Source organism: Candidatus Moraniibacteriota bacterium, assembly GCA_016699425.1.
Lineage (GTDB): Bacteria > Patescibacteriota > Minisyncoccia > Moranbacterales > UBA1568 > SSEF01.
The window spans coordinates 1,059,157-1,077,856 of record CP064975.1 but is presented as its reverse complement, the minus strand read 5'-3'; the positions used below and the strand labels follow the sequence as shown (position 1 = coordinate 1,077,856).

Below are 18,700 nucleotides of genomic sequence, written 5' to 3'. Positions count from 1 at the left end.
CTATGTCGCCCCTGTCAGTTGCTGTCATCGTCTTAAATTACCGAGGCGAGCAGGTGCTTCCTCGCTGCCTCGCCTCGCTTGAGCTGGCGATTGGTCCACAGGATCGAGTGCTGATTGTTGACAATGGTCACGAAGAAACGCTCATGGCGGCGATGCGCAGCCGCTACCCATGGGTCGAAGTGATACGCACTGAGGCGAACGGCGGGTTTGCGGCGGGTATGAATTTCGGTATCCGGCAAATGCTTGAGCATGGAGAGTTTGATGCGTTTTGGCTCTTGAACAACGATGCTTCTGTTGCGCCCGATGCCCTTGGTCAGCTGAAGCAGGCCCTGACAGAGTGTGGCGGCCGAGCCTTGTTCTCACCAGCGATAATCACCACTGAGCAGCAAACACCATGGTTTGCGGGTGGGCGGATTGATTTCTTCCGGATGCGGACGAAACATGAACAGTCATTTATCTCAGAACACACCCCTTATGAAACGGGCTTTCTTACGGGTTGTGCCCTGTTTATTCCGCGAGAGGCGATGGCTTCAATCGGGCTCTTGGATGAACGCTACTTTCTCTATTACGAGGATGCGGCTTATTCGCTCCAGGCTGCGCGCGCGGGCCTCAAGCTCTGGGTCATACCCGAGGCTCGGGTCTCTCATTCCGAGGAAAGCCGTGAGAACCCTACCAAGACCTATTGGCTGGTGCGTTCAGGTGTCGAATTCTTCCTGCGCGAGAGCCGAGGGTTGTGGTGGCTGTGGGTGCGCTGTGTTCTCGTCCTCCGCCAGCTGAAGAACTGGGTCGAAGTCCGATATCGCCCACGACCAGTGGCTGACGAGGTGAAACGGGCGTATACTGATGTTTCGTTATGAAACCCGCCATCTCATTCATCTTTGTGAATTTCCAGAGTGCTGACCTCCTCGGGCAGTCACTGGTATCACTGCGTTCGGTTGCAGACTCGCAGATATTGGCCGAATACATCATCATCAACAATGATCCGACAGAAAGGACGCTCCTCGACGGGATGGCACAGTCTTTCCCAGATCTTTGCATCGTGCATCAGGAGCGGAATCTTGGCTTCGGTGGGGCAAATAATGTCGGCAGTCGGTTGGCTACGGGAGAAGTCCTTTTTTTTATTAACCCCGATACGCAGCTTCGGCGGGCAAATTTCCAAGGACTGATGCGGGCCTTTGAGTTTCGGCCGAGAGCGTTCTATGGTATGGCATTGGTCCAAGCAAGCGGCATCCGGGAGCGCTGGAGCGCGGGCCAGTTCCCGAATCTGTGGCGCATTCTCTTTGCTAACATGCTTCCTGCCCTGCTCAGTCAGCCATGGCAGGCGACGGCCATTTCAAAAGTAGACTGGGTATCGGGTGCGGCATTTGCGATTCGTCGGGATTTTTTTCTTTCGCTCGGCGGTTTCGATTCATCATATTTTCTCTACTTCGAAGACGTCGATCTCGCCCGGCGGGCCACCGATGGTGGTGCCTGGGTCGGGATGTACCCCTTCATCATCTTCCAGCATGCAGGTGGCCGCAGTCACAAGAGTATCGGGGCGAAAAAACAGGCGTACTATGCTGGCCAAAGGCATTACTTCAAGAAATGGCGTCCGAGGCATGAACAATTTCTGCTGGCGGTCACCCACAAGTGTTTCCGTATTTTCTGACCGGCACCCGTATGATTGCTTGGCTCTCCTTCATTCTCCTTGCGACGCTTTCCTTTCAGTTTGTCCTACCCTTGGGCGCTCTCGGCGATATCCCCCTCGCCCGTGTCATGGCGGCGCTGATAGTGGTCATATTCCTCGCTCAGGTTTTTTTCCGGCGAGTCTGGCGATTGCCCACACTACTTTTCACGGGTGCTCTCTTCTCATTTCTCGGTATCGCGTTGTTTTCAAGTCTTTGGGCAATGCGAGCAGATCTGGCCGTTCCGAAAATAGCCTTTCTTTTCAATTTCCTGCCGCTTGTTTTTGTCTGGTATGACCTCAGTTGGAAAGAACCACGGTACAGCATTCGCCTCATCCAGGCCCTGCTTTTCGGTGCGACGGGTGTGGCCTCGATAGGACTAATTATTTTTGCAACCCAATTCTTTCTGGGAGCGGGTGAGGTATTCCACTTTCTGGTCGAGCAGATACTGCCGTTTTTCCTGGGAAGAGAACTCGGCGCATTGGTCGCGAGCTACCCGAGCCTCTTGGTGAATGTCAGCGGTGAGACGGTTCTGCGAGTAACAGCCTTTTTTCCCGATCCGCATGTTGCCGCCTATTTCTTTGGTATGAGCGGATTATTGGCATTGGGAATGGCTCGGCAGAGTGGTCTGCGGAGGTATTTTGGGATGGCCACAGTGTTGTTCCTGGCCGATATCCTTACGTTTTCTCGAGGCGGTTATATAGGGCTTCTGAGTGGATGGCTCATCTTTCTCTTTCTGAGTTGGAAGGACTTTTCAGTAAGTATGAAAAAGGGAGTGGGCGGGGCGTTATTTCTCAGTTTTCTGGCTGTTTCCCTTCTGGGGCAGCCAGTACTCTCGCGCTTCGGCTCGAGCTTCACTCTGGCGGATGCGTCCAGTACAGAGCGGATTGTCCTCTGGCAGGAAGCCCTGGGATATATCCTTGATCGGCCTCTTCTCGGTACTGGACTGGGGAATTATATCGTCGTTGCTCGGCCGATGCTCGACACCCACGCCCCATTCTACGCACACAATCTCTATCTTGATATTGCCCTCGAAATCGGCATCCTAGGACTGATGCTATTTCTCGCCATATACTTGTACGCTCTCCGCCAAGCGTTCTGTGCCAGGCACAGCGATCCACTGGCTCCAGCATTGGTGGCCCTCTTTGTCCTCTATCTGACCCATTCACTCTTCGAGACCGCGCTGTATTCCGTACATGTCACCCTCGTTCTCATGCTCGCATTCGTCCTCGCTGCCTCACTGAAACAGCCGGGCGATCGACAGGCGTGATATACCTGATAGCTGATAGAATAGAGCCATGCCTTCTCTCTTATCTACTCTCTCGGGTACTGTGCCCCCGGGACGATACGCCGATATCCCCCGTTGGTGCCTGTTTCTGGTCTTTATCCTGTTTCCAGTGGCCCATCTGCGAGTCTTCGGAACCGGGCTGTATTGGTCCGAGGCGGCGCTTCTCTTTGCGGTGGCGGCTGCTCCACTCATGGGGTGGGGCTGGTTGAGAACGCGGTTTGTCGTGATTGCTCTGGAAAGGCAGGCACTTGTTCTCTGGGCCGCACTTTTTCTAGTGGGTATTTTGTCTGCTTTTTTCCTCAACCCGCATACGCTTTCTGGCTGGGGAGCCATCAAGAGCTTCTATATCCTCCCTGTAGTTTTTTCCGCCCTCATTCTTGTTTTTGGTGAGACGAAAGAGTGGCTTGAACGATTTACACTCGCCTGGTTACTCGGCCTCCTCGCAGCCTCAGTCGCCGCACTCAGTGCGTTCAGTGCGGGCTGGCAGCTCTATGATGGACGGCTCGCCGGGCCTTATCTGTCCCCGAACTATCTCGCGATGCTCGTAGCTCCAGGAGTGTTGCTCTCGCTCTATTTTTTCCAGTCTCGTACCGAGAGAACAGCTCAGTGGTTGAGTATCCTTGGTCTCATCTTCATACTGCCGGTCCTCTGGGCAACACATTCGTATGCCGCTTGGTTGGCCCTCTGCGTCGCCGTGGTTGTATTTGTGGGTATCGGGAGACTATCTGTGCGGCCGGCATTACTCACGCTCCTTCTCGCTGTCTTAGTGGTCGGAGGGTTCTTTGTACAGGAAAGTGGATCGGAGAAGTTTCAGGCGATACTTTCGGGCAGTGAACGTTCTTCGCTTGCTTCCCGGATTATGATTTGGCGATCAGCGGGGCAGATTGCGGCTGATTCCTTTCCCTGGGGTATCGGCACGGGGCGCTTCCAAGAGACGTACCTCGCCTACCAGTCATATTTCCCGCCCTATCTCGAGTGGGCCGTACCGACACCACACAATCTCTACCTTCACTTCCTCATCGAGGGTGGAGTACTCGCTCTCATTGGCTTGCTCGGGTGTGTGTCAGTCATCGCACTCGCGGCTTTGAAACCGCAGTCCTGGTCGCAGGGGTCAGGGTCTATTCCTGCCGTTGGAGCGCTGGGGGTAGCGCTACTTTCTTTCTACCTCGTCTACGGACTCGTCGATACGCCGTATATGAAAAACGACCTTGCTTTGGCCGTTTGGGGGACGCTCGGGCTAACTGTGGCAGCATTTCGAATCAGAGCGTGATGCGGTAGAGCTTGCCGGAGAGATGGTCGGTGAAGTACAGGTCGGTCTCGGTCGGGGCGAGAAAGACATCGGTCGCGTCGAAAGCCTCCGTCATTTCCTCGAGCGGAACGAGTCGTTCCTTTTTTCCAGTTCGGATATTCATCTTCCAGAACGTGTCAGTCGTGTGGAGGGGCTTGGCGAAGTAGTCATTCGGTAGGACAACATCCGCTGGGAAGGTACCCGGGAGCGCATAGTAAAAAGTCTCATGATCTTTCGACCAGGCGATTTTCGAGACGAGCGTCGGAGCAGACAGGTTTCGGTACGAGCCACCATTTTCGTCGGTCAGCCCAAGCTCGAGTGTATGCCCCCCTCGTTCGATCACACTCTGGACCAGGATATGTTGGCTATCGGGCGACCAGAGGAAGTCCGTACCAAAGCGTCCGGTGAGGATGGTGCGGCGGTTCTCACCATTGATATTGATGATCTCTAGCGCACTCTCGCGATTCCCGTCCGTCTTGGGCCAGAGGGCGATGACACTCGATTGTGGGATGGCTGCGATGAAGTGATCCTCGGTGCCGAGATCGGCGAGCTTGTCCCAGTTTGAGCCGTCAGGAAGTGAGATATTGAGCGAGCGCAGACCACTCACGGGATCGGTGAACTGGTAAAAAATGCGATCACCCAGGCTGGTCCAGGAGAGACGCGACATCTCTTTTTTAAGTGGTGTGATGATTTGGTTGCGGAGGTCGGCATAGTACCACAAGTCGCCAGCCGCCCCTTTCACGAGCAACATCGCTTTGGCCCGGTTCGGCGACCAGACGATACGTGCCGGCGTTCCTGGTAATCTAGCCAGGCGGACTGTTGTTTGCTTGCCATCGAGACTCACTTCTTTCAAGGCATTGTCACGGGGGGAATAGTAGAAGAGGCTGTTCTCACCAGCAACTGGCTGGATGACGCTCTCGGGGACGATCTGCTGGAACGTAACAGACCGCGTGACGGCTTCGCTTTCTGCCTCGCGTTTTTCTCCACCTCTTCTTTTTTCGCCGGATCAGCGATCGGATTGGTGTTGTTGTGCCGGAACGCAAAATTGTAGACCGCGAGGAAAACGAGGACGAGGAGAAAAAACGAACCGGAGATGATGAACAGCTTTTTCATGGTTGGAAAAACAGAAAACAGAGGCTTGTCTGTTGCCCTAGAAGGCAACATGAATATGATTGGCTTCGTTGCAACGACTGGATGGGAGCAGTGTCCCACTGTTATCACAGGCAGTCTGGCCTCGATTGGCGCCGGCATTTTCAAAGGCGGTAACAATGGCTGGCCAATCGGCTTTATTTCCGGTGGAGATATCGATTGCTCGTCCGGCATAATGGTCACTGTTGGGAGAATGGCTTCCTCCCGTGATACTGACAACAACGAAGGGGTATCGCTGAGCAACTTGGAGCATGGCACTGAGGAGTGCGCTATTCAGACTGGTTGTTTGTGTACATTGTCCAGTGCCTGGGCAGCCATTTTGACAACGTGTTACTGGCGTTCCGTTGGCCGCCTGCTGCATCGAAAGGCTCGGACTGACTGTACCTGCTGCACTGCTGCAGCTGCCTGATCCGGCGAGGGTTATACCGTTTCCACCTGCTCGGATTTGTTGAGCGAGAGCCTGGACTGACCCACCTGGAGCAGGAGTTGTCGGTGTCGTGGCTGCTGGAGCGGCGGTCGAAGAAATCGGAGTGATGGAAACCGCCCGCAAGTTGAGATTCACCAGGTCCGGATTGATCACATAGAGGAAGAGCCAGGCGACGAGAGCGAGGACGAGACCAAGGATCGCGTCAAAGATGACCGTCTTGGCACTCTCCATACGCGAGGTGTTGCCGGCCGAGGTCAGGTACATGAAGCCACCGATCGTGAGCATGAAGACGACAGCAATGCCGACCGCCCAAAAGGCAAAGATGTAGATGTCGCGCAGATAGGTATCGAGCCGTCCCACCGTCTCATTTGACCCAGGAATTTGCTCGAGGAGCTGGTAATTCGCCATGTCACCCCCTGTGACAGTAAAGGAACTATTCGCGCTTGGTGTGGCAGCGATGGCGCTGCGCTGACAACACACTTCTGTGCTACTGGGGTAACATGATGGATTTCCTGGGACTGGACTGGAACAAGTACCAGACGGCCAACAGACACCACCTGCCCCGGTGCATGTTGTTGCAGCAACAGGAGGTCCACAGCACCTCAGAGCAACATTGACTCCGTTGACCATGGCCGTTGGAGTGCAGTTACCCATGGCGATGTTTTCTTCGCCCGACTGACAACCAGATGTGCTCGTGATAGCACGGCAGATACCGCTTCTTTGTGAAACTCCGACACCCGCGTTCCCAATGTTCACATTACATGCCTCTCCGACATTTGCTGCATGAACGGGTTTAGTCGTTGCGAAAGACGAAATGGCAAAAATGAAAACTACAGGCCAAACGATAAAAAACACGACACTTTTTTTCATAGGTTTTTCTTTTCCTCTCCATTATACACGGTTTTCTTGGAGAAACAGAAAGCCCACTCCTAAGAAGTGGGCTGAAAGGCGAAAGGAGTGGCAGCCGAGCATGACTAGAAGTCCCAGCTGCCATTCATGCTCGTGGACTGGGTATAGTTGACCACGGTGGTCTCGAAGAAGTTTCCCTTGTCGGCATTGGGGTCCTGGAGCCGGTCGAGATGCTTGTAGGGGTTCACCACGGCCTCGGGGTAGAGCGGGTCGATATTCAGCATCGCCAGGCGGTTATTGGCCAGCCACTTCGTGTAGCCTTCGGTCGTCTCACCATTGATGCCGGGGATGCGATTGCCCAGGATATGCTTGGACCAGTCGATCTCTTGTCGGACAGCCTCGGTCATCATTTCTTTGAGAAGTGCTTCATCATAGAGCGCGGGGAATTCTTTGCGGATTTCCCGAATGAGGTTGGCAAAGATAGTGACATGGGTCAATTCGTCACGGCGGATATAGGCGATCATCCGGCCGGTCGCGAGCATCTTCATGTGGTCGACGAGCGTATCGAAGAACGCAAAGCCATTGTAGAAGTAGAGGGACTCGAGGAGGAAGTTCGCCACGATGCCGCGGAAGAAAGTCTGGTCCGACGGGTCATCGATGAAATCCTGATAGATCTGTCCGATATAGCGATTGCGCTCGAGGAGGACCGAGTCGGTGCGCCAGAAGTAGTAAATCTCGTCGCGTTCCTTCGAATCCACGACCGTTTCGAGGATGGTAGCGTAGGATTGGGAGTGAATCGCTTCCTGATACGTCTGAATGGAGAGGATGAGGTTCACCTCGGGCGAGGTGACATAGTCTGAGAAGTGGGGCAAATTGACCGTCTGAATCGAATCGAGAAAGGTGAGGAAGGAGATGATGCCTTTGTAGGCGCGCTGTTCCTCCGCGGTGAGCTCACTGTGGAAGGTGCGGGCATCGTCCTTCAATCCCGAGACCTTTTCGGGTACCCAGAAATTGCCGACCATCACCTGATAGAGCGACTTGGCCCAGGGGTATTTGACGGCATTCAGGTTGAAGAGGCCGGTCGTCGCGCCCTTGATGATGGTACGATGCTCGACCGTATCGTCCCCTTTGGGATTGAAAAGCGGATTACGCTGGAGTTGCTCAGTCATATGTTTTACCTACAACCTACAACGGACAACTCTCAACGAAGAAACAGGTGTTTTTCAGTTGAGAGAAGTAGCTGTTGTGGATGGTCGGTTGTTAGTGATTGGGTGCTTTTAGCCGCTGCAGCTGACACAACCGTCCTTTACTTCCCCTGAGAGACTACGGACATAGTAGACGGTCTTGATCTCTTTCTCCCAAGCCTGCTGATAGTAGCCATAGAGTTGGGCGGGGCTGACGCGCTCAGGATCGATCATCCATTCGAAACTGATCGACTGATCGACCCACTTGTAGACGACCGCGATCATACTGATGACGTCGGCCATATCCATGTGGATATATTCCTTGTAGAACCAGAAGTTGTCCTTGGAGAGCTTTGGCGCGACGCGGATCGTCGGAGCCGACAGATTGGTCTCGACGAAGTAGCGTTTGTAGATCGGGAGGAGGGCTGCTGTGGTGCCGACGACACCGGCGGTCGAGGTATTGGGCGCGGGGGCAGTGTGATAGGCGAAGCGTACCCCCGAGGCTTTCATGTCGGTGAAAAGCTGGTGCCATTCGGTTGCAAACGGGGTGTTCTTCTCATACCAGGCGAGGTCACGGCCCAGAAGCTTGCCTTTGGAGTATTCACTGCCGGGGTAGAGCTCATAGTGTCCGCGCTCCTTTGCGAGGTCGACGGAGGCGCGATAGGTGTGGAAGGCATACCGCTCGAAAAGCCGATCGACTTCAAGGCGGGCTTCTTCACTGTCATAGGCGATCTTCCGGGTGGCGAGGTATTCGGCCAGTCCGAGGTAACCGACTCCGACGGAGCGATAGCGCTTGGCGGTCCGTTCGGCTTCCTTGATCGGATAGTAATTGAGCGTGATGACATTGTCGAGGATGCGCATGAGGACGGGAAAGGTGTCGGCGATGACGGCTGGTTCATGGACTGTTGCGACATTGATGGAAGCAAGGTTGCAAACGACCAGGTCACCCGGATCATAGCGGAGGATGATTTTCCCATCCTCGATAGTCTCCTCGACGAATTTTGAGGCAGAGGTGTTTTGGCAGATTTCAGTGCAGAGCTGGGTGGAATAGATATTACCCGCATGCTTATTCGGATTGAGTCGGTTCACCGTATCACGGAAGAACACATACGGCATACCGGTCTCGACGGTGGTTTTCAGGAATTTCTTGAAGAGCTCTTTGGCGTCCACTACCTTTTTCATCGTCAGACGTTCATCGCGTTCGAGCTCTTCGTAAAAGTGTTCGAATTCCTTGTCAAAATGATCCTGAAGTGATTTCCCGTAGAGCTTTTTGATCTCATGTGGGTCGAACAAGGTCCAGCTCTGCCCATCACGCAGGCGCCGCATGAAGAGATCGGGTACCGAAACCGCGGGGAAAATGTCAAAGGCCTTGGAACGGATATCGCCCGTTTCCGTCTGCAGGTCGAGGAAGTCATGGATATCAAGGTGCCAGAAATCGAGTGTGACCGAGATCGCACCGAGCCGGCTGCCGAGCTGGTTAACCGCGACCGCCGTATCATTGATGACCTTGATCCATGGGTTGACGCCGCCCGACATCCCCTTCACACCGCGGATTGATCCGCCACGTGATCGGATATTGCCGAGATAGACGCCGACACCACCACCGAACTTAGAAATCTGTGCCATGTTCTCGACCGCATGGTATATGCCACGCAAATCATCATCGACATTTATTTTGAAGCAGCTCGAGAGTTGATTGTAGTTGGTGCGCGCATTCAGGAGGGTCGGGGTCGCGAGCGAGATGCGCTGTCTGGAGCAGTGCTCGTAGATCTTCAGCGCCAGAGCGAGGCGGTTTTCTTTCGTCTCGGGGATAGCGAGGAAAAGGGCAACCGACATATACATCTCCTGAGGGAGTTCGTAGACGACCTTGTTCGGATTGAGGAGGTAGCGCTTGATGAACGAGACAATCGTCGTGTACTCATAGCCCTCGTCGGATTCCTTGGACAAGTGCTTGCCCGCTTCGAGGATATCCTCTGGGGTGTAGTGCTGGTAGAAATTCTTGAAGTACAAACCCTTCTTTATATAGTCGTCGAAGTGGGCCTTGTAGGCGACCGCTGAGTAGATGTCTTTCTGCGCCAGGCCGCGGTTCTTGATCGCTTTCTTGTAGAGACCACCGAGGAGGAGTCGGGCTGCGATATTTTGCCAGGCAATGTTTTCGACAGTGACGAGGTCGATACAGGTTTTCACGAGAAGCTTCTCGATATCAGACGTCTTGATGTCATCGACGAGATTCTTTTTGAAGGAGTCCATTAGGTCTTCAAAGCCACACTCTTCTTCATAGCCCTTTGCGGCGCGATCAAAGACCGTGCGCAACTTCTTCACATCGAAGTACTCCTTTGATCCGTCTGACTTAGTGACTTTTAGGGTCTTTTCTTCGAATTCTCTGACCAATCGCTCATGCCGTTCCTCACGCTCCTGTTTGCGCTCCTGTCGGTAGAGGATATACGCTTTGGCGAGCTCAAAGTGATTGGCCTTGACCAACTCGCGCTCGACGATATCTTGTACATCTTCGACCGTCGGAATCCGATTCACAAATATCTCGCCATAGACGCGCTCCATATCCTGGATGACGGCATCGGTGACCGCCGGGATGAAGGCTTTGTCAGTGATAGCGATCGCATCACAGGCGAGCTCGATCGCGTGTTCGATGCGACCCCGATCAAAGGGGATGATTTCTCCATCGCGGCGGCGGATTTTCTCAACGGCCATATTTTTGTGTTGTCGTTGCTTATTTCTGAGATCGAGTGACGGTATATCTCATCCATTTTCCTTGGGGGTCGCGATCGAAGGTAAACTTGAGGTGTGGGAATTTTGTTTCCACTCTTTGAGCCATGGTGTAGAGACTGGCCGGAGTATCTTCGTCAACAAACTTCGGCACCCCGTCTTGCCGCAGCCTTGCAAACTTCCCGTCAGGTTCGATAAGCAACGTTTCCGAATACGGGTTGTGTGTGTCGAGCATGTCCTCAAAGGAATTTGCGTCTATTCTTGCAAAATTCTCCTTGGCCACTTCGTACGGGTTTGGTACTGGTTGTTGGGGCGGAATGAAATTTTCTTTTGGCATAAAATTATGGATGCTGAAGGTAATCGATCAAAGGAACGTGTTAGTAAACGCTAGCGCTGCTCGAAACGTTTCCCGACCACTTTCCAATCGATCGAACGCATGAAAGCTGCGATATAGTCGGCGCGCTTGAGGCCGTAATCGATCACGAACGCGTGCTCGAAAACGTCCATGACGAGGAGCGGCATAGTGCCGACCAGGTGCCCCATATCGTGTTCATTCACCCAGACATTGTAGAGCTTGCCTGTCTCGGCATCATGAGCGAGGACGACCCAGCCGATGCCACGCATACTCCCGGTACCTACGAAGTTCTTCTCCCAGTTCTCGATGCTGCCATAGGCGGCGACAAGTTTTTCCTTGAGTGGGCCATCAGCAAGGGTGGTGGTTTCCTTGGCCAGGTTGCCGAAATAGAGCTCGTGCAGGCGCATGCCGTTCCACTCCCAGCCGAAGCGGCGCTTGAACTCAGCAAATTCCGGTGTTGCGAATTCACCTTTTTCGGTGAGCGCTTTCAACTTGTCCGAGAGCGCGTTCGTGTTTTTCACGTAGCCTTCGTAAAGCGTGAAGTGGTTATTGAGAAGCGTGTCAGAAAAACCAGTAAGCCCGAGGAGATGCGAATAATTTATTGCGCTGTAGGCCATATGTTTGGTGCGCTTGTCCTTTCATACTTTCGTTCATGAGTCTCTTGCGTGCTTGTCACTGACTCACTCACTCTGTCATCAAAGGCGCTCGTGTTTGGTAATTAGATTTTCCCCACGAGATCGATACCGGGCTTTAGTGTCTTGCTGCCCTTCTTCCAGTTGGCGGGGCAGACTTCGCCGTGATGCTCGCGGACGAAGATTGCCGCTTCAAGCTTCCGAAGGAGCTCATCGGCGCTACGACCGACATTGTTGGCATGAATCTCATAGGCTTGGAGGACACCGTCCGGATCGATGAGGAAGGAACCGCGCAGTGCCAGCCCGTAGTCCTCGCCCTTGCGGTCCTGAATGAGGACTCCGAAGGCGTCCGAGATGTCGCCGGACGGATCAGCAAGCATCGGGAACTGGACATGCTTCACGGCAGCGGATTGATCATGCCACGCTTTGTGGACATGCTTGGAGTCGGTGCTTACCGAAAGCACTTCCGCTCCGAGTGCCTGAAATTTATCGTAGTTGGCTGCCAGCTCCTGCAGTTCGGTCGGACAGACGAAGGTAAAGTCGCCGGGGTAGAAGAAGACGACCACCCACTTGCCTCGATAGTCGGAGAAATGCGAGTGATGGAAGCCCTCTTGGTGATAGTAATCGAATTCGAGGTTGGGCACAGTCTCGCCGATGATGGGGAAATATCCTAGTGTGTCAGTCCCCGGCTCGTCACAGCACCCGCTTCCGCAGCAACCTTCTTGTTGGTTCATAATGATGAAAAAAGTGAATTACGCTTGTGTTTGGCGACCCCGAAAATCGGAAGCGCTTCACCATGATAGAGAGGTCAATTAGGTGTGTCAACTCGTAGTCAAACTTCCCTGGTAAAAGCGTTTTATTCACAACAATACTGAGTATAAATACTACCAGTAGTGTTTATATCATCACTGGAAATACAAGTGGCATTGACAGGTTCGGTACCAGATGGCATGCTGAGACCTGACTTATAGGTATAACCCGTGGACAAGCCCATAGACTCGGGACGGGTGAATGCGAAGCGTGAATTTATGAGACAACGAGACTGATTATGGACCAGCGAATCACCTTTTTTGTAAAGGAGAAACATAATGGTTGGCGCCTCGATCATTTTCTCGTGGAGGCCCGGGCTGACCTCACCCGTCCAGTGGTGCAAACACTGATTGCGTCTGATTCAGTGACGATTGCCGGAAAGTTGATTATACGACCGGGACTCCGGCTGAAACCAGGCATGGTAGTGCATCTGGACGGAATGAGGCTGACGAAGCAACAAAATAATACCGAAGAATTAGCCGCTTCCCTGAAGCCAACCGTTATCGCTGAGACCGAAGCCTTCCTCGTCCTCTCAAAGCCAGCAGGTATCGCGATGCATCCAGCGGGGAATTTGCGCCAATTAACGGTAACTGACTGGATATCCACGACTTATCCACAGATTATGGGGATTGGGGAGGAAGAAAAGCGGCCCGGCATGGTTCATCGATTGGACAAGGACACTTCAGGACTTGTCCTCATCGCCAAGACACCGAAAGCGTTTAAGGCTCTAAAGAAGCTTTTTCAGGAACGCCAGATTGAAAAGACGTATTTTGCTCTGGTACACGGTAATCTGTCTGAGCCAAGCGGGAGTATCAATCTCCCTATCGGCCGCGTGAAGGGTGAGAAAAAGCGGTCGGTCCCAGCTGGAAAGCGGGAATTCGGCGGGGAGCTCCGAGAAGCGGTGACAGAATACGCTTTACGCACACGTTATACAGGGTATGATTATGTCTCTGTAAAGCCAAAAACTGGCCGGACGCATCAAATCCGGGTTCACCTATCAGTTCTCGGCCACCCGATTGTGGGTGATCGACTCTATCGCTTCAAAGAGCATCACCGGGACACTCTGAAACCGCCGTTTCAGCTCCTGCATGCGGCCGAGCTGCGTTTCCAGCTGGGCCGACACAAGTATCGTTATGAAGCGCCGCTCCCCCGCTATTTCCGGGATACACTAAAAATGCTTGACGCCGAAGCAGGAAGGGGCTATGATTGGAACGCTTGATGAAGCCTTTTGTGCGTTTGAAACAAGGCTTCTTCTTTATTACTCTACTCTGTGATTAGATTCTGATTTGGGAAAATACCACAGCTATGCACCAGAAACTCGTCGAATTCAACAACAACCTTCGCGCCGCGCGGACTGATCTCCCTGAGCTCCAAGCCGGAGACGTGGTGAAGGTGCGTCGCAAGATCAAGGAAGGCGAGAAGACTCGTATTCAGATGTTCCAGGGTATGGTCATCGCGATCAAGGGTGGCCAGAGCTCATCTCAGACCGTGACTGTCCGCAAGGTCTCTTCCGGTATTGGTGTCGAAATCATTTTCCCACTGCTTTCCTCGCAGGTGGAGTCGATTGAACTTATGAAGCGGACCAAAGCCCGTCGTGGTAAACTGTATTTTGTCCGGACCAAGAGTGCTAAGGTCATCGGCAAGAAATTGAAAGAGGTCCCGTTCGAAATCGGCAAGGCGGGCCAGGATGTGCAGGACGTCGTGAAAGAAGTACAGGCAGCCGCTACAGCAAGCGCAGAAGAAACGCCGACGGAAGCGAAGTCAGAATAACGATGCAGTTCCCGTGCTAGATGCCCAGGTGGCGGAATTTCTACCTGTCGGTAGACAGGCCTGACACTGCCGGCAGGCAGGGGTATACGCGCTAGCGCGTCACTGTGTTATGAAGAATTATTTTGTCTACGCTCTGAGAAGTAAAAAAGATGGTTTTTTGTACATTGGGATGTCATTCGATGTACAAAAGAGACTTGATCAGCACAACGCAGGAAAGACATCCTCAAATCGTAGTCGTATCCCATTTGAAGTTTTCTACACCAGAGAATTTCAAACGCGAGGCGAAGCAAGAGAATTCGAAAAGTATCTTAAGTCAGGAGTCGGAAGAGAGTTTTTGAAGTCCCTGTAGAATATGCCCAGGTGGCGGAATTGGTATACGCGCTAGCTTGAGGTGCTAGTTCCCGCAAGGGATTGGAGGTTCGAGTCCTCTCTTGGGCACAAAGGAACGGAGTGAGTTTGAGAACAAGGAACAAGCCAACTGCTTGGCTTGTGTGAGGAGGAGAAAACCGGAGCGATGTCTGCAAAAGCAGACCGCGAGGTGGGGTCGAGAAAATTTCCTTGGAAATTATTCGTGACCGAGTCCTCTCTTGGGCACAATGGAAGAAGGCTGGTACTTGGTTGACCAGCTTTCTTTTTTGGAAGACCCTCGGTACGATAGTGAGACGGGCAGTTAGCTCAGTTGGTTACCCGCCCGAACGTACCGTTTGGTACGGGCGGGGAGCCCTCGCTTATTCACCCCGTACTAAAATCGGACGATTAGCTCAGTTGGTTAGAGCATCTCGTTTACACCGAGAGGGCCGCTGGTTCGAGTCCAGCATCGTCCACAGGCAAGTCATTTTGGTACGTGGCGAGCCGAGGGGGTCACAGGTTCGAGTGTCCTCTACTGCCCACCACCGGAAAGCCGGCAGTCAGAGCAAAAAAGATTGCTTTTTTCGGTAGTTCCGGGATAATAGTTATGTTTCGCCGGGGTAGCTCAGTGGTAGAGCGAAGGACTGAAAATCCTTGCGTCGGCAGTTCAATTCTGCCCCCCGGCACCGGGTTTCATCCCATTCTCCCGCCTGGGACTGTAGCTCAGCGGTTAGAGCAGGCGGCTCATAACCGCTTGGTCGATGGTTCGAATCCATCCAGTCCCACAGGTTGTCGAGTGCCAGGTTTTGCGTTAGAGTAGTCCGTGAGACAGAAAAAAGCCAAAGCGGGCCTGCCCGCCGTAGGCGGGTATCGTATAGCGGCTATTATGTGACCTTGCCAAGGTCAAGATACGGGTTCGACTCCCGTTACCCGCTCAGACGGGTGGGAACAAGACGAGTTTCCTTTCAGCAGGAAGGAAACGATGACGAGTGTCGACGGATGCGAACAAATGAGCATTTGGCGCCACCCCGGGCAAAGAGTGAATGAGTGACGGCGAATGAACGATGCGGAACTCCCGTTACCCGCTCAGCTAATATCAAGGCTCACCCGAGCCTTAATTATTTACCCAAGGCGGGCGTTCGAACTAGGGGTGGACAAGACTTTAAAGTTTTGGTAGTTTATACTGTCATTCAACGAAACCTCTGAGGAGTAATGACATGATTTCTGGTGACTGGCATGACTGGTGGCCTGTGATCTATCAGGCTGTGGCCCTCAATGTTCACGACCCCGAGAAGTATCCGCTTCATAAGAATTTCTGGGGGTATTATCGACACTTCGGACGAGTTCCTAATGTACCATTTCCCGAGAGGATTCTCGTTGCGGGACCAAATCCGAGGCTGAAGGATGTTAGCAACGCTGTCGGTCTTCAGAAGGCGAATCTTGATGGATGGCTACGTCGTCGGTTTGCGTACATCAAGGGACTGAAACCAGATCCACATTGAATCCTTCATTCGGTTGATTGAGGTACGCCCCGAACGGGAAACGGCCTTTTTTATTTACATAAAACAAGTTCAGGACATCAAAAAACGACCCCAGAGGAGCCACTTTTGATTGGATGTATACTTTTTAGACTTTTCTAATTCTGAATCCCTCGGCCGTGCCAGGACAAGTCCAGAGGTGAATTTTTAGGTCAGTAGTTGTCCCAACTGGGTATGGGTTCAACGGAGTACTCTTCCTCAACTTTCTTTCTTGCTTTTATAACACTTACTACCTTTCCATTTAAAAAGTAATTGTCCAGGTCCTCTCTGTGAATATGTATAGGAGGAAAGAAGTTCGTAGACTCTGATTCTAAGACAATTTGATCATGCTCTTTGTCTTCAAAGTACTTTTTGATATTAGCGAGACCACCAATTATGGAAAGGACATAGTCACCGTTTTTTACATCTATCTCTTCCCTATCGACTATGACAAAATCACCGTCCTCAATACTCTTCCCGTCTAAATCTGCACGATTCATTGATTTCCCAGAAGCCTTTACGGCGAACAATTCTCTGTCCCTATGGGGAGCAGGGATTAATTTTCTTGATACGGGCAAAATCCCATCTAATCTTGCTTCAGCCAGGGTTGTTGCTTCTCCACAGTTTGCTGCCCCAAGAATAGGTATTGAAAGAATCTTTTTGTTCTGAGAGAGGGGAATTGTCACTCTGTGACTCTTTTTCGGTCTGGGGCGCTTTCCTGTTCCCAGAAGCCCGATCTTCCGCAAATGGAATTTGATTTTTTGAGGATGTTCTTCTCCTACGAGTCGGCCGATTTCTCGGAGACCCATCTGGCTAAGATCGTATCGCTGGGAAAGCTCTAGGAGCTTGTTTTGAAGAGGGTGTTCCATGAATCCATACTAGGATAAATTCCCTCAAAATGCAATAGTTGACAGTTTGTTGACACTTTTACTATTGACTTCTTCAGAAAGAAGCGTACCATAGAGGACAATAAAGGAATTTCTGCCCTTCCTTTAATGTGGCAGAGTAATAATTTATTGCGGCAGTATGGCACACCAAGTAGATTACATTCCCGTAGGGGTTGGAAAAAAAGGAGGAGACGCGATTGCAATTCGGTACGGAGACTTTAGCTCTCCACAAACACAACACGTCATCGTCATAGATGGCGGAACCAGAGAGTCAGGCAAGGCGCTTGTTGAACATGTCAAAACGCATTACGGTACACTCTTCGTAGATGCCGTTATTGCTTCGCATCTCCACAATGACCATATATCTGGCTTGTCTGAAGTTCTTGAGGGCCTAACCGTTGGCAAGTTAATCGTCCATTGTCCTTGGGACTACACAAAGACTATTCAGAAGATGACGAACACAACAGTAACGCAGGAGGGGCTGAAAAAATATCTCGAGAAATCACTTGGGACACTCTCCACTCTTACCGATCTTGCCAGCGAGAAAGGAATACCGATTGTTCAGCCGTTTGCGGGCGAGGAAATACATGACGGTCTGTATGTTCTTGGTCCTACCAAAGAGTATTATCAACTCCTACTCGCCAACTTTGGTGTAACGCCAGAGGTAAAAGAAGAGCACAAAATAGAGCAATTCATCGGAGCCGTGAAAGAGGCGGTTAGCTGGGTCGCCGAGGCGCTCCACATCGAAACCCTGTCGGATGATTATCCCGATACATGTCCTGAGAATAACTCCTGCCTCGTACTTCTGCTCGTAGTAGATGGGAAACGCTTCTTGTTCACTGGTGATGCGGGTAAAGAAGGACTTGGACGAGCCATTGACTTCGCTGAAGAAAGAGGTGTCTCGTTGAACAAAATCGACTTCTTAGATGTACCGCATCATGGCAGCAAGCGTAATCTTGGGCCAACTTTATTGAATCGGCTTATGCCGCTTCCCGCATTCATTTCATGCCCGTTACAAGGTGACCCAAAGCACCCTTCGCGTAAGGTGGTGAACGCGCTCATACGACGAGGTTGTAGTCTGGGCTCTACTCGAAAAGGAGTGGCGATCTGTCATCCGAGCGAAGACGCACCTCAGCGTCCTGGATGGGGACCTCTCACTCCAGAAGTGTTCTTTAATGAAGTGGAAGTATAATGCCATATGGAAAAAATCGTAGACAAAATCACATCCTATAATCTGTTTAACTATCTATTTCCTGGCGTCCTATTCTCTATAGCACTGGAACATCTCACGCCGTATTCTCTCACATACGAAAATCTGATTATTGCTGCATTTGTGTACTACTTTGTCGGTCTCATCGTGAGCAGGTTTGCTTCACTCATCGTCGAGCCATTACTACGATGGACACGCTTCATAAAGTTCGCCGAATATGACGACTTCATAATTGCTGCAAAGGAAGACCCAAAAATTGATGTGCTTTTGGAAACAAACAACATGTATCGTACGTTTGTATCGGCTATTGTGTTATTAGTGGCAGCGAGGGGGTATGAACTATTATCTTACAAAGTCCCATTTCTTGGAGACTACAAATGGTGGATCTTAATTGCTTCTCTCCTTGTGATTTTCTTGATTTCGTATAGAAAACAAACCTCTTACATTAAGAGACGAGTTGAATCTATTAAAAGTTAGTCACAGGAGCGAGAAAGCAAGGAAGGGGCCTAGGAAAGGATTGCTCTACTTATAAACTTAAAAATACTGTGTCCCGTGGTAAATGACGCGGTTTAATTCCTGGCTCTTAATTTATCTGAGT

General features: G+C 51.8%; 18 protein-coding genes and 5 tRNA genes. 14 read left to right on the top strand and 9 right to left on the bottom strand.

Features of this window, described 5'->3' with window-relative positions:
* Positions 1-2: 2 nt before the first annotated feature.
* The 4 genes from IPJ68_05685 (at position 3) to IPJ68_05670 (ending at position 4,222) form a co-directional block, all read left to right on the top strand.
* A complete protein-coding gene (locus IPJ68_05685; protein ID QQR78529.1) occupies positions 3-857 on the top strand; it encodes a glycosyltransferase family 2 protein in 855 nt (284 codons plus the stop codon).
* Positions 854-1,648, top strand: coding sequence for a glycosyltransferase family 2 protein (locus IPJ68_05680; GenBank protein ID QQR78528.1), 795 nt, complete (start codon positions 854-856; stop codon positions 1,646-1,648). The genes IPJ68_05685 and IPJ68_05680 overlap by 4 nt, the downstream gene beginning before the upstream one ends.
* A gap of 11 nt (positions 1,649-1,659) precedes the next feature.
* A complete protein-coding gene (locus tag IPJ68_05675; GenBank protein ID QQR78527.1) occupies positions 1,660-2,934 on the top strand; it encodes an O-antigen ligase family protein in 1,275 nt (424 codons plus the stop codon).
* 61 nt (positions 2,935-2,995) lie between these two features.
* Positions 2,996-4,222, top strand: coding sequence for an O-antigen ligase family protein (locus IPJ68_05670; GenBank protein ID QQR78526.1), 1,227 nt, complete (start codon positions 2,996-2,998; stop codon positions 4,220-4,222).
* Here the strand turns inward: IPJ68_05670 and IPJ68_05665 are convergent.
* The 8 genes from IPJ68_05665 to IPJ68_05630 all read right to left on the bottom strand — a co-directional run bounded on the left by IPJ68_05665 (position 4,212) and on the right by IPJ68_05630 (position 12,294).
* Entirely contained in the window at positions 4,212-5,093 is an 882-nt protein-coding gene (locus IPJ68_05665) for a hypothetical protein (protein QQR78525.1), read from the bottom strand. The two genes, IPJ68_05670 and IPJ68_05665, sit on opposite strands and share 11 nt — an antisense overlap.
* Positions 5,090-5,353, bottom strand: coding sequence for a hypothetical protein (locus IPJ68_05660; GenBank protein QQR78524.1), 264 nt, complete (start codon positions 5,351-5,353; stop codon positions 5,090-5,092). The genes IPJ68_05665 and IPJ68_05660 overlap by 4 nt, the downstream gene beginning before the upstream one ends.
* Positions 5,354-5,390: 37 nt before the next feature.
* On the bottom strand, positions 5,391-6,224 hold the full coding sequence (locus IPJ68_05655; GenBank protein ID QQR78523.1) for a hypothetical protein: 834 nt from the start codon (positions 6,222-6,224) through the stop codon (positions 5,391-5,393).
* A 566-nt stretch (positions 6,225-6,790) separates the two neighbouring features.
* Positions 6,791-7,834 (bottom strand): ribonucleotide-diphosphate reductase subunit beta, encoded by a 1,044-nt coding sequence (locus IPJ68_05650; GenBank protein QQR78522.1) that lies wholly within the window; start codon positions 7,832-7,834, stop codon positions 6,791-6,793.
* A gap of 108 nt (positions 7,835-7,942) precedes the next feature.
* Complete coding sequence (locus IPJ68_05645; GenBank protein ID QQR78521.1) at positions 7,943-10,558, bottom strand: ribonucleoside-diphosphate reductase subunit alpha; 2,616 nt, start codon at positions 10,556-10,558, stop codon at positions 7,943-7,945.
* Between the two features lie 19 nt (positions 10,559-10,577).
* Positions 10,578-10,910, bottom strand: coding sequence for a hypothetical protein (locus tag IPJ68_05640; GenBank protein ID QQR78520.1), 333 nt, complete (start codon positions 10,908-10,910; stop codon positions 10,578-10,580).
* 50 nt (positions 10,911-10,960) lie between these two features.
* Positions 10,961-11,545, bottom strand: coding sequence for a superoxide dismutase (locus tag IPJ68_05635; GenBank protein ID QQR78519.1), 585 nt, complete (start codon positions 11,543-11,545; stop codon positions 10,961-10,963).
* Between the two features lie 101 nt (positions 11,546-11,646).
* Entirely contained in the window at positions 11,647-12,294 is a 648-nt protein-coding gene (locus tag IPJ68_05630; protein QQR78518.1) for a redoxin domain-containing protein, read from the bottom strand.
* A gap of 314 nt (positions 12,295-12,608) precedes the next feature.
* On the opposite strand from IPJ68_05630, the gene IPJ68_05625 reads away from it, so the two are divergent.
* The 8 genes from IPJ68_05625 to IPJ68_05590 all read left to right on the top strand — a co-directional run bounded on the left by IPJ68_05625 (position 12,609) and on the right by IPJ68_05590 (position 15,423).
* Entirely contained in the window at positions 12,609-13,589 is a 981-nt protein-coding gene (locus IPJ68_05625; GenBank protein ID QQR78517.1) for an RluA family pseudouridine synthase, read from the top strand.
* Positions 13,590-13,675: 86 nt separating this feature from the next.
* Positions 13,676-14,140 (top strand): 50S ribosomal protein L19, encoded by a 465-nt coding sequence (rplS, locus tag IPJ68_05620; protein ID QQR78516.1) that lies wholly within the window; start codon positions 13,676-13,678, stop codon positions 14,138-14,140.
* Between the two features lie 109 nt (positions 14,141-14,249).
* Entirely contained in the window at positions 14,250-14,489 is a 240-nt protein-coding gene (locus IPJ68_05615) for a GIY-YIG nuclease family protein (protein ID QQR78515.1), read from the top strand.
* A 5-nt stretch (positions 14,490-14,494) separates the two neighbouring features.
* Positions 14,495-14,578 (top strand) — tRNA-Leu (locus IPJ68_05610).
* Positions 14,579-14,890: 312 nt separating this feature from the next.
* A tRNA-Val gene (locus IPJ68_05605) sits at positions 14,891-14,964 on the top strand.
* 138 nt (positions 14,965-15,102) lie between these two features.
* Positions 15,103-15,174: transfer RNA gene (locus IPJ68_05600), tRNA-Phe, on the top strand.
* 26 nt (positions 15,175-15,200) lie between these two features.
* A tRNA-Ile gene (locus IPJ68_05595) sits at positions 15,201-15,273 on the top strand.
* Between the two features lie 78 nt (positions 15,274-15,351).
* A tRNA-Gly gene (locus IPJ68_05590) sits at positions 15,352-15,423 on the top strand.
* Between the two features lie 755 nt (positions 15,424-16,178).
* Here the strand turns inward: IPJ68_05590 and IPJ68_05585 are convergent.
* Positions 16,179-16,874 carry a hypothetical protein gene (locus IPJ68_05585; protein QQR78514.1) on the bottom strand — a complete coding sequence of 232 codons (696 nt, stop codon included), beginning with the start codon at positions 16,872-16,874 and terminating at the stop codon, positions 16,179-16,181.
* A gap of 157 nt (positions 16,875-17,031) precedes the next feature.
* On the opposite strand from IPJ68_05585, the gene IPJ68_05580 reads away from it, so the two are divergent.
* Positions 17,032-18,084, top strand: coding sequence for an MBL fold metallo-hydrolase (locus tag IPJ68_05580; protein QQR78513.1), 1,053 nt, complete (start codon positions 17,032-17,034; stop codon positions 18,082-18,084).
* A gap of 6 nt (positions 18,085-18,090) precedes the next feature.
* Positions 18,091-18,579, top strand: coding sequence for a hypothetical protein (locus IPJ68_05575; protein QQR78512.1), 489 nt, complete (start codon positions 18,091-18,093; stop codon positions 18,577-18,579).
* The last annotated feature ends 121 nt before the right edge of the window (positions 18,580-18,700 follow it).

Coding starts and splice junctions, on each gene's coding strand:
- IPJ68_05625 (QQR78517.1), top strand. CDS start 12,609: ATGGACCAGCGAATCACCTTTTTTGTAAAGGAGAAACATAATGGTTGG.
- IPJ68_05575 (QQR78512.1), top strand. CDS start 18,091: ATGGAAAAAATCGTAGACAAAATCACATCCTATAATCTGTTTAACTAT.
- IPJ68_05635 (QQR78519.1), bottom strand. CDS start 11,545: ATGGCCTACAGCGCAATAAATTATTCGCATCTCCTCGGGCTTACTGGT.
- IPJ68_05645 (QQR78521.1), bottom strand. CDS start 10,558: ATGGCCGTTGAGAAAATCCGCCGCCGCGATGGAGAAATCATCCCCTTT.
- IPJ68_05580 (QQR78513.1), top strand. CDS start 17,032: ATGGCACACCAAGTAGATTACATTCCCGTAGGGGTTGGAAAAAAAGGA.
- IPJ68_05675 (QQR78527.1), top strand. CDS start 1,660: ATGATTGCTTGGCTCTCCTTCATTCTCCTTGCGACGCTTTCCTTTCAG.
- IPJ68_05650 (QQR78522.1), bottom strand. CDS start 7,834: ATGACTGAGCAACTCCAGCGTAATCCGCTTTTCAATCCCAAAGGGGAC.
- IPJ68_05630 (QQR78518.1), bottom strand. CDS start 12,294: ATGAACCAACAAGAAGGTTGCTGCGGAAGCGGGTGCTGTGACGAGCCG.
- IPJ68_05660 (QQR78524.1), bottom strand. CDS start 5,353: ATGAAAAAGCTGTTCATCATCTCCGGTTCGTTTTTTCTCCTCGTCCTC.
- rplS (QQR78516.1), top strand. CDS start 13,676: ATGCACCAGAAACTCGTCGAATTCAACAACAACCTTCGCGCCGCGCGG.
- IPJ68_05680 (QQR78528.1), top strand. CDS start 854: ATGAAACCCGCCATCTCATTCATCTTTGTGAATTTCCAGAGTGCTGAC.
- IPJ68_05585 (QQR78514.1), bottom strand. CDS start 16,874: ATGGAACACCCTCTTCAAAACAAGCTCCTAGAGCTTTCCCAGCGATAC.
- IPJ68_05685 (QQR78529.1), top strand. CDS start 3: ATGTCGCCCCTGTCAGTTGCTGTCATCGTCTTAAATTACCGAGGCGAG.
- IPJ68_05655 (QQR78523.1), bottom strand. CDS start 6,224: ATGGCGAATTACCAGCTCCTCGAGCAAATTCCTGGGTCAAATGAGACG.
- IPJ68_05615 (QQR78515.1), top strand. CDS start 14,250: ATGAAGAATTATTTTGTCTACGCTCTGAGAAGTAAAAAAGATGGTTTT.
- IPJ68_05640 (QQR78520.1), bottom strand. CDS start 10,910: ATGCCAAAAGAAAATTTCATTCCGCCCCAACAACCAGTACCAAACCCG.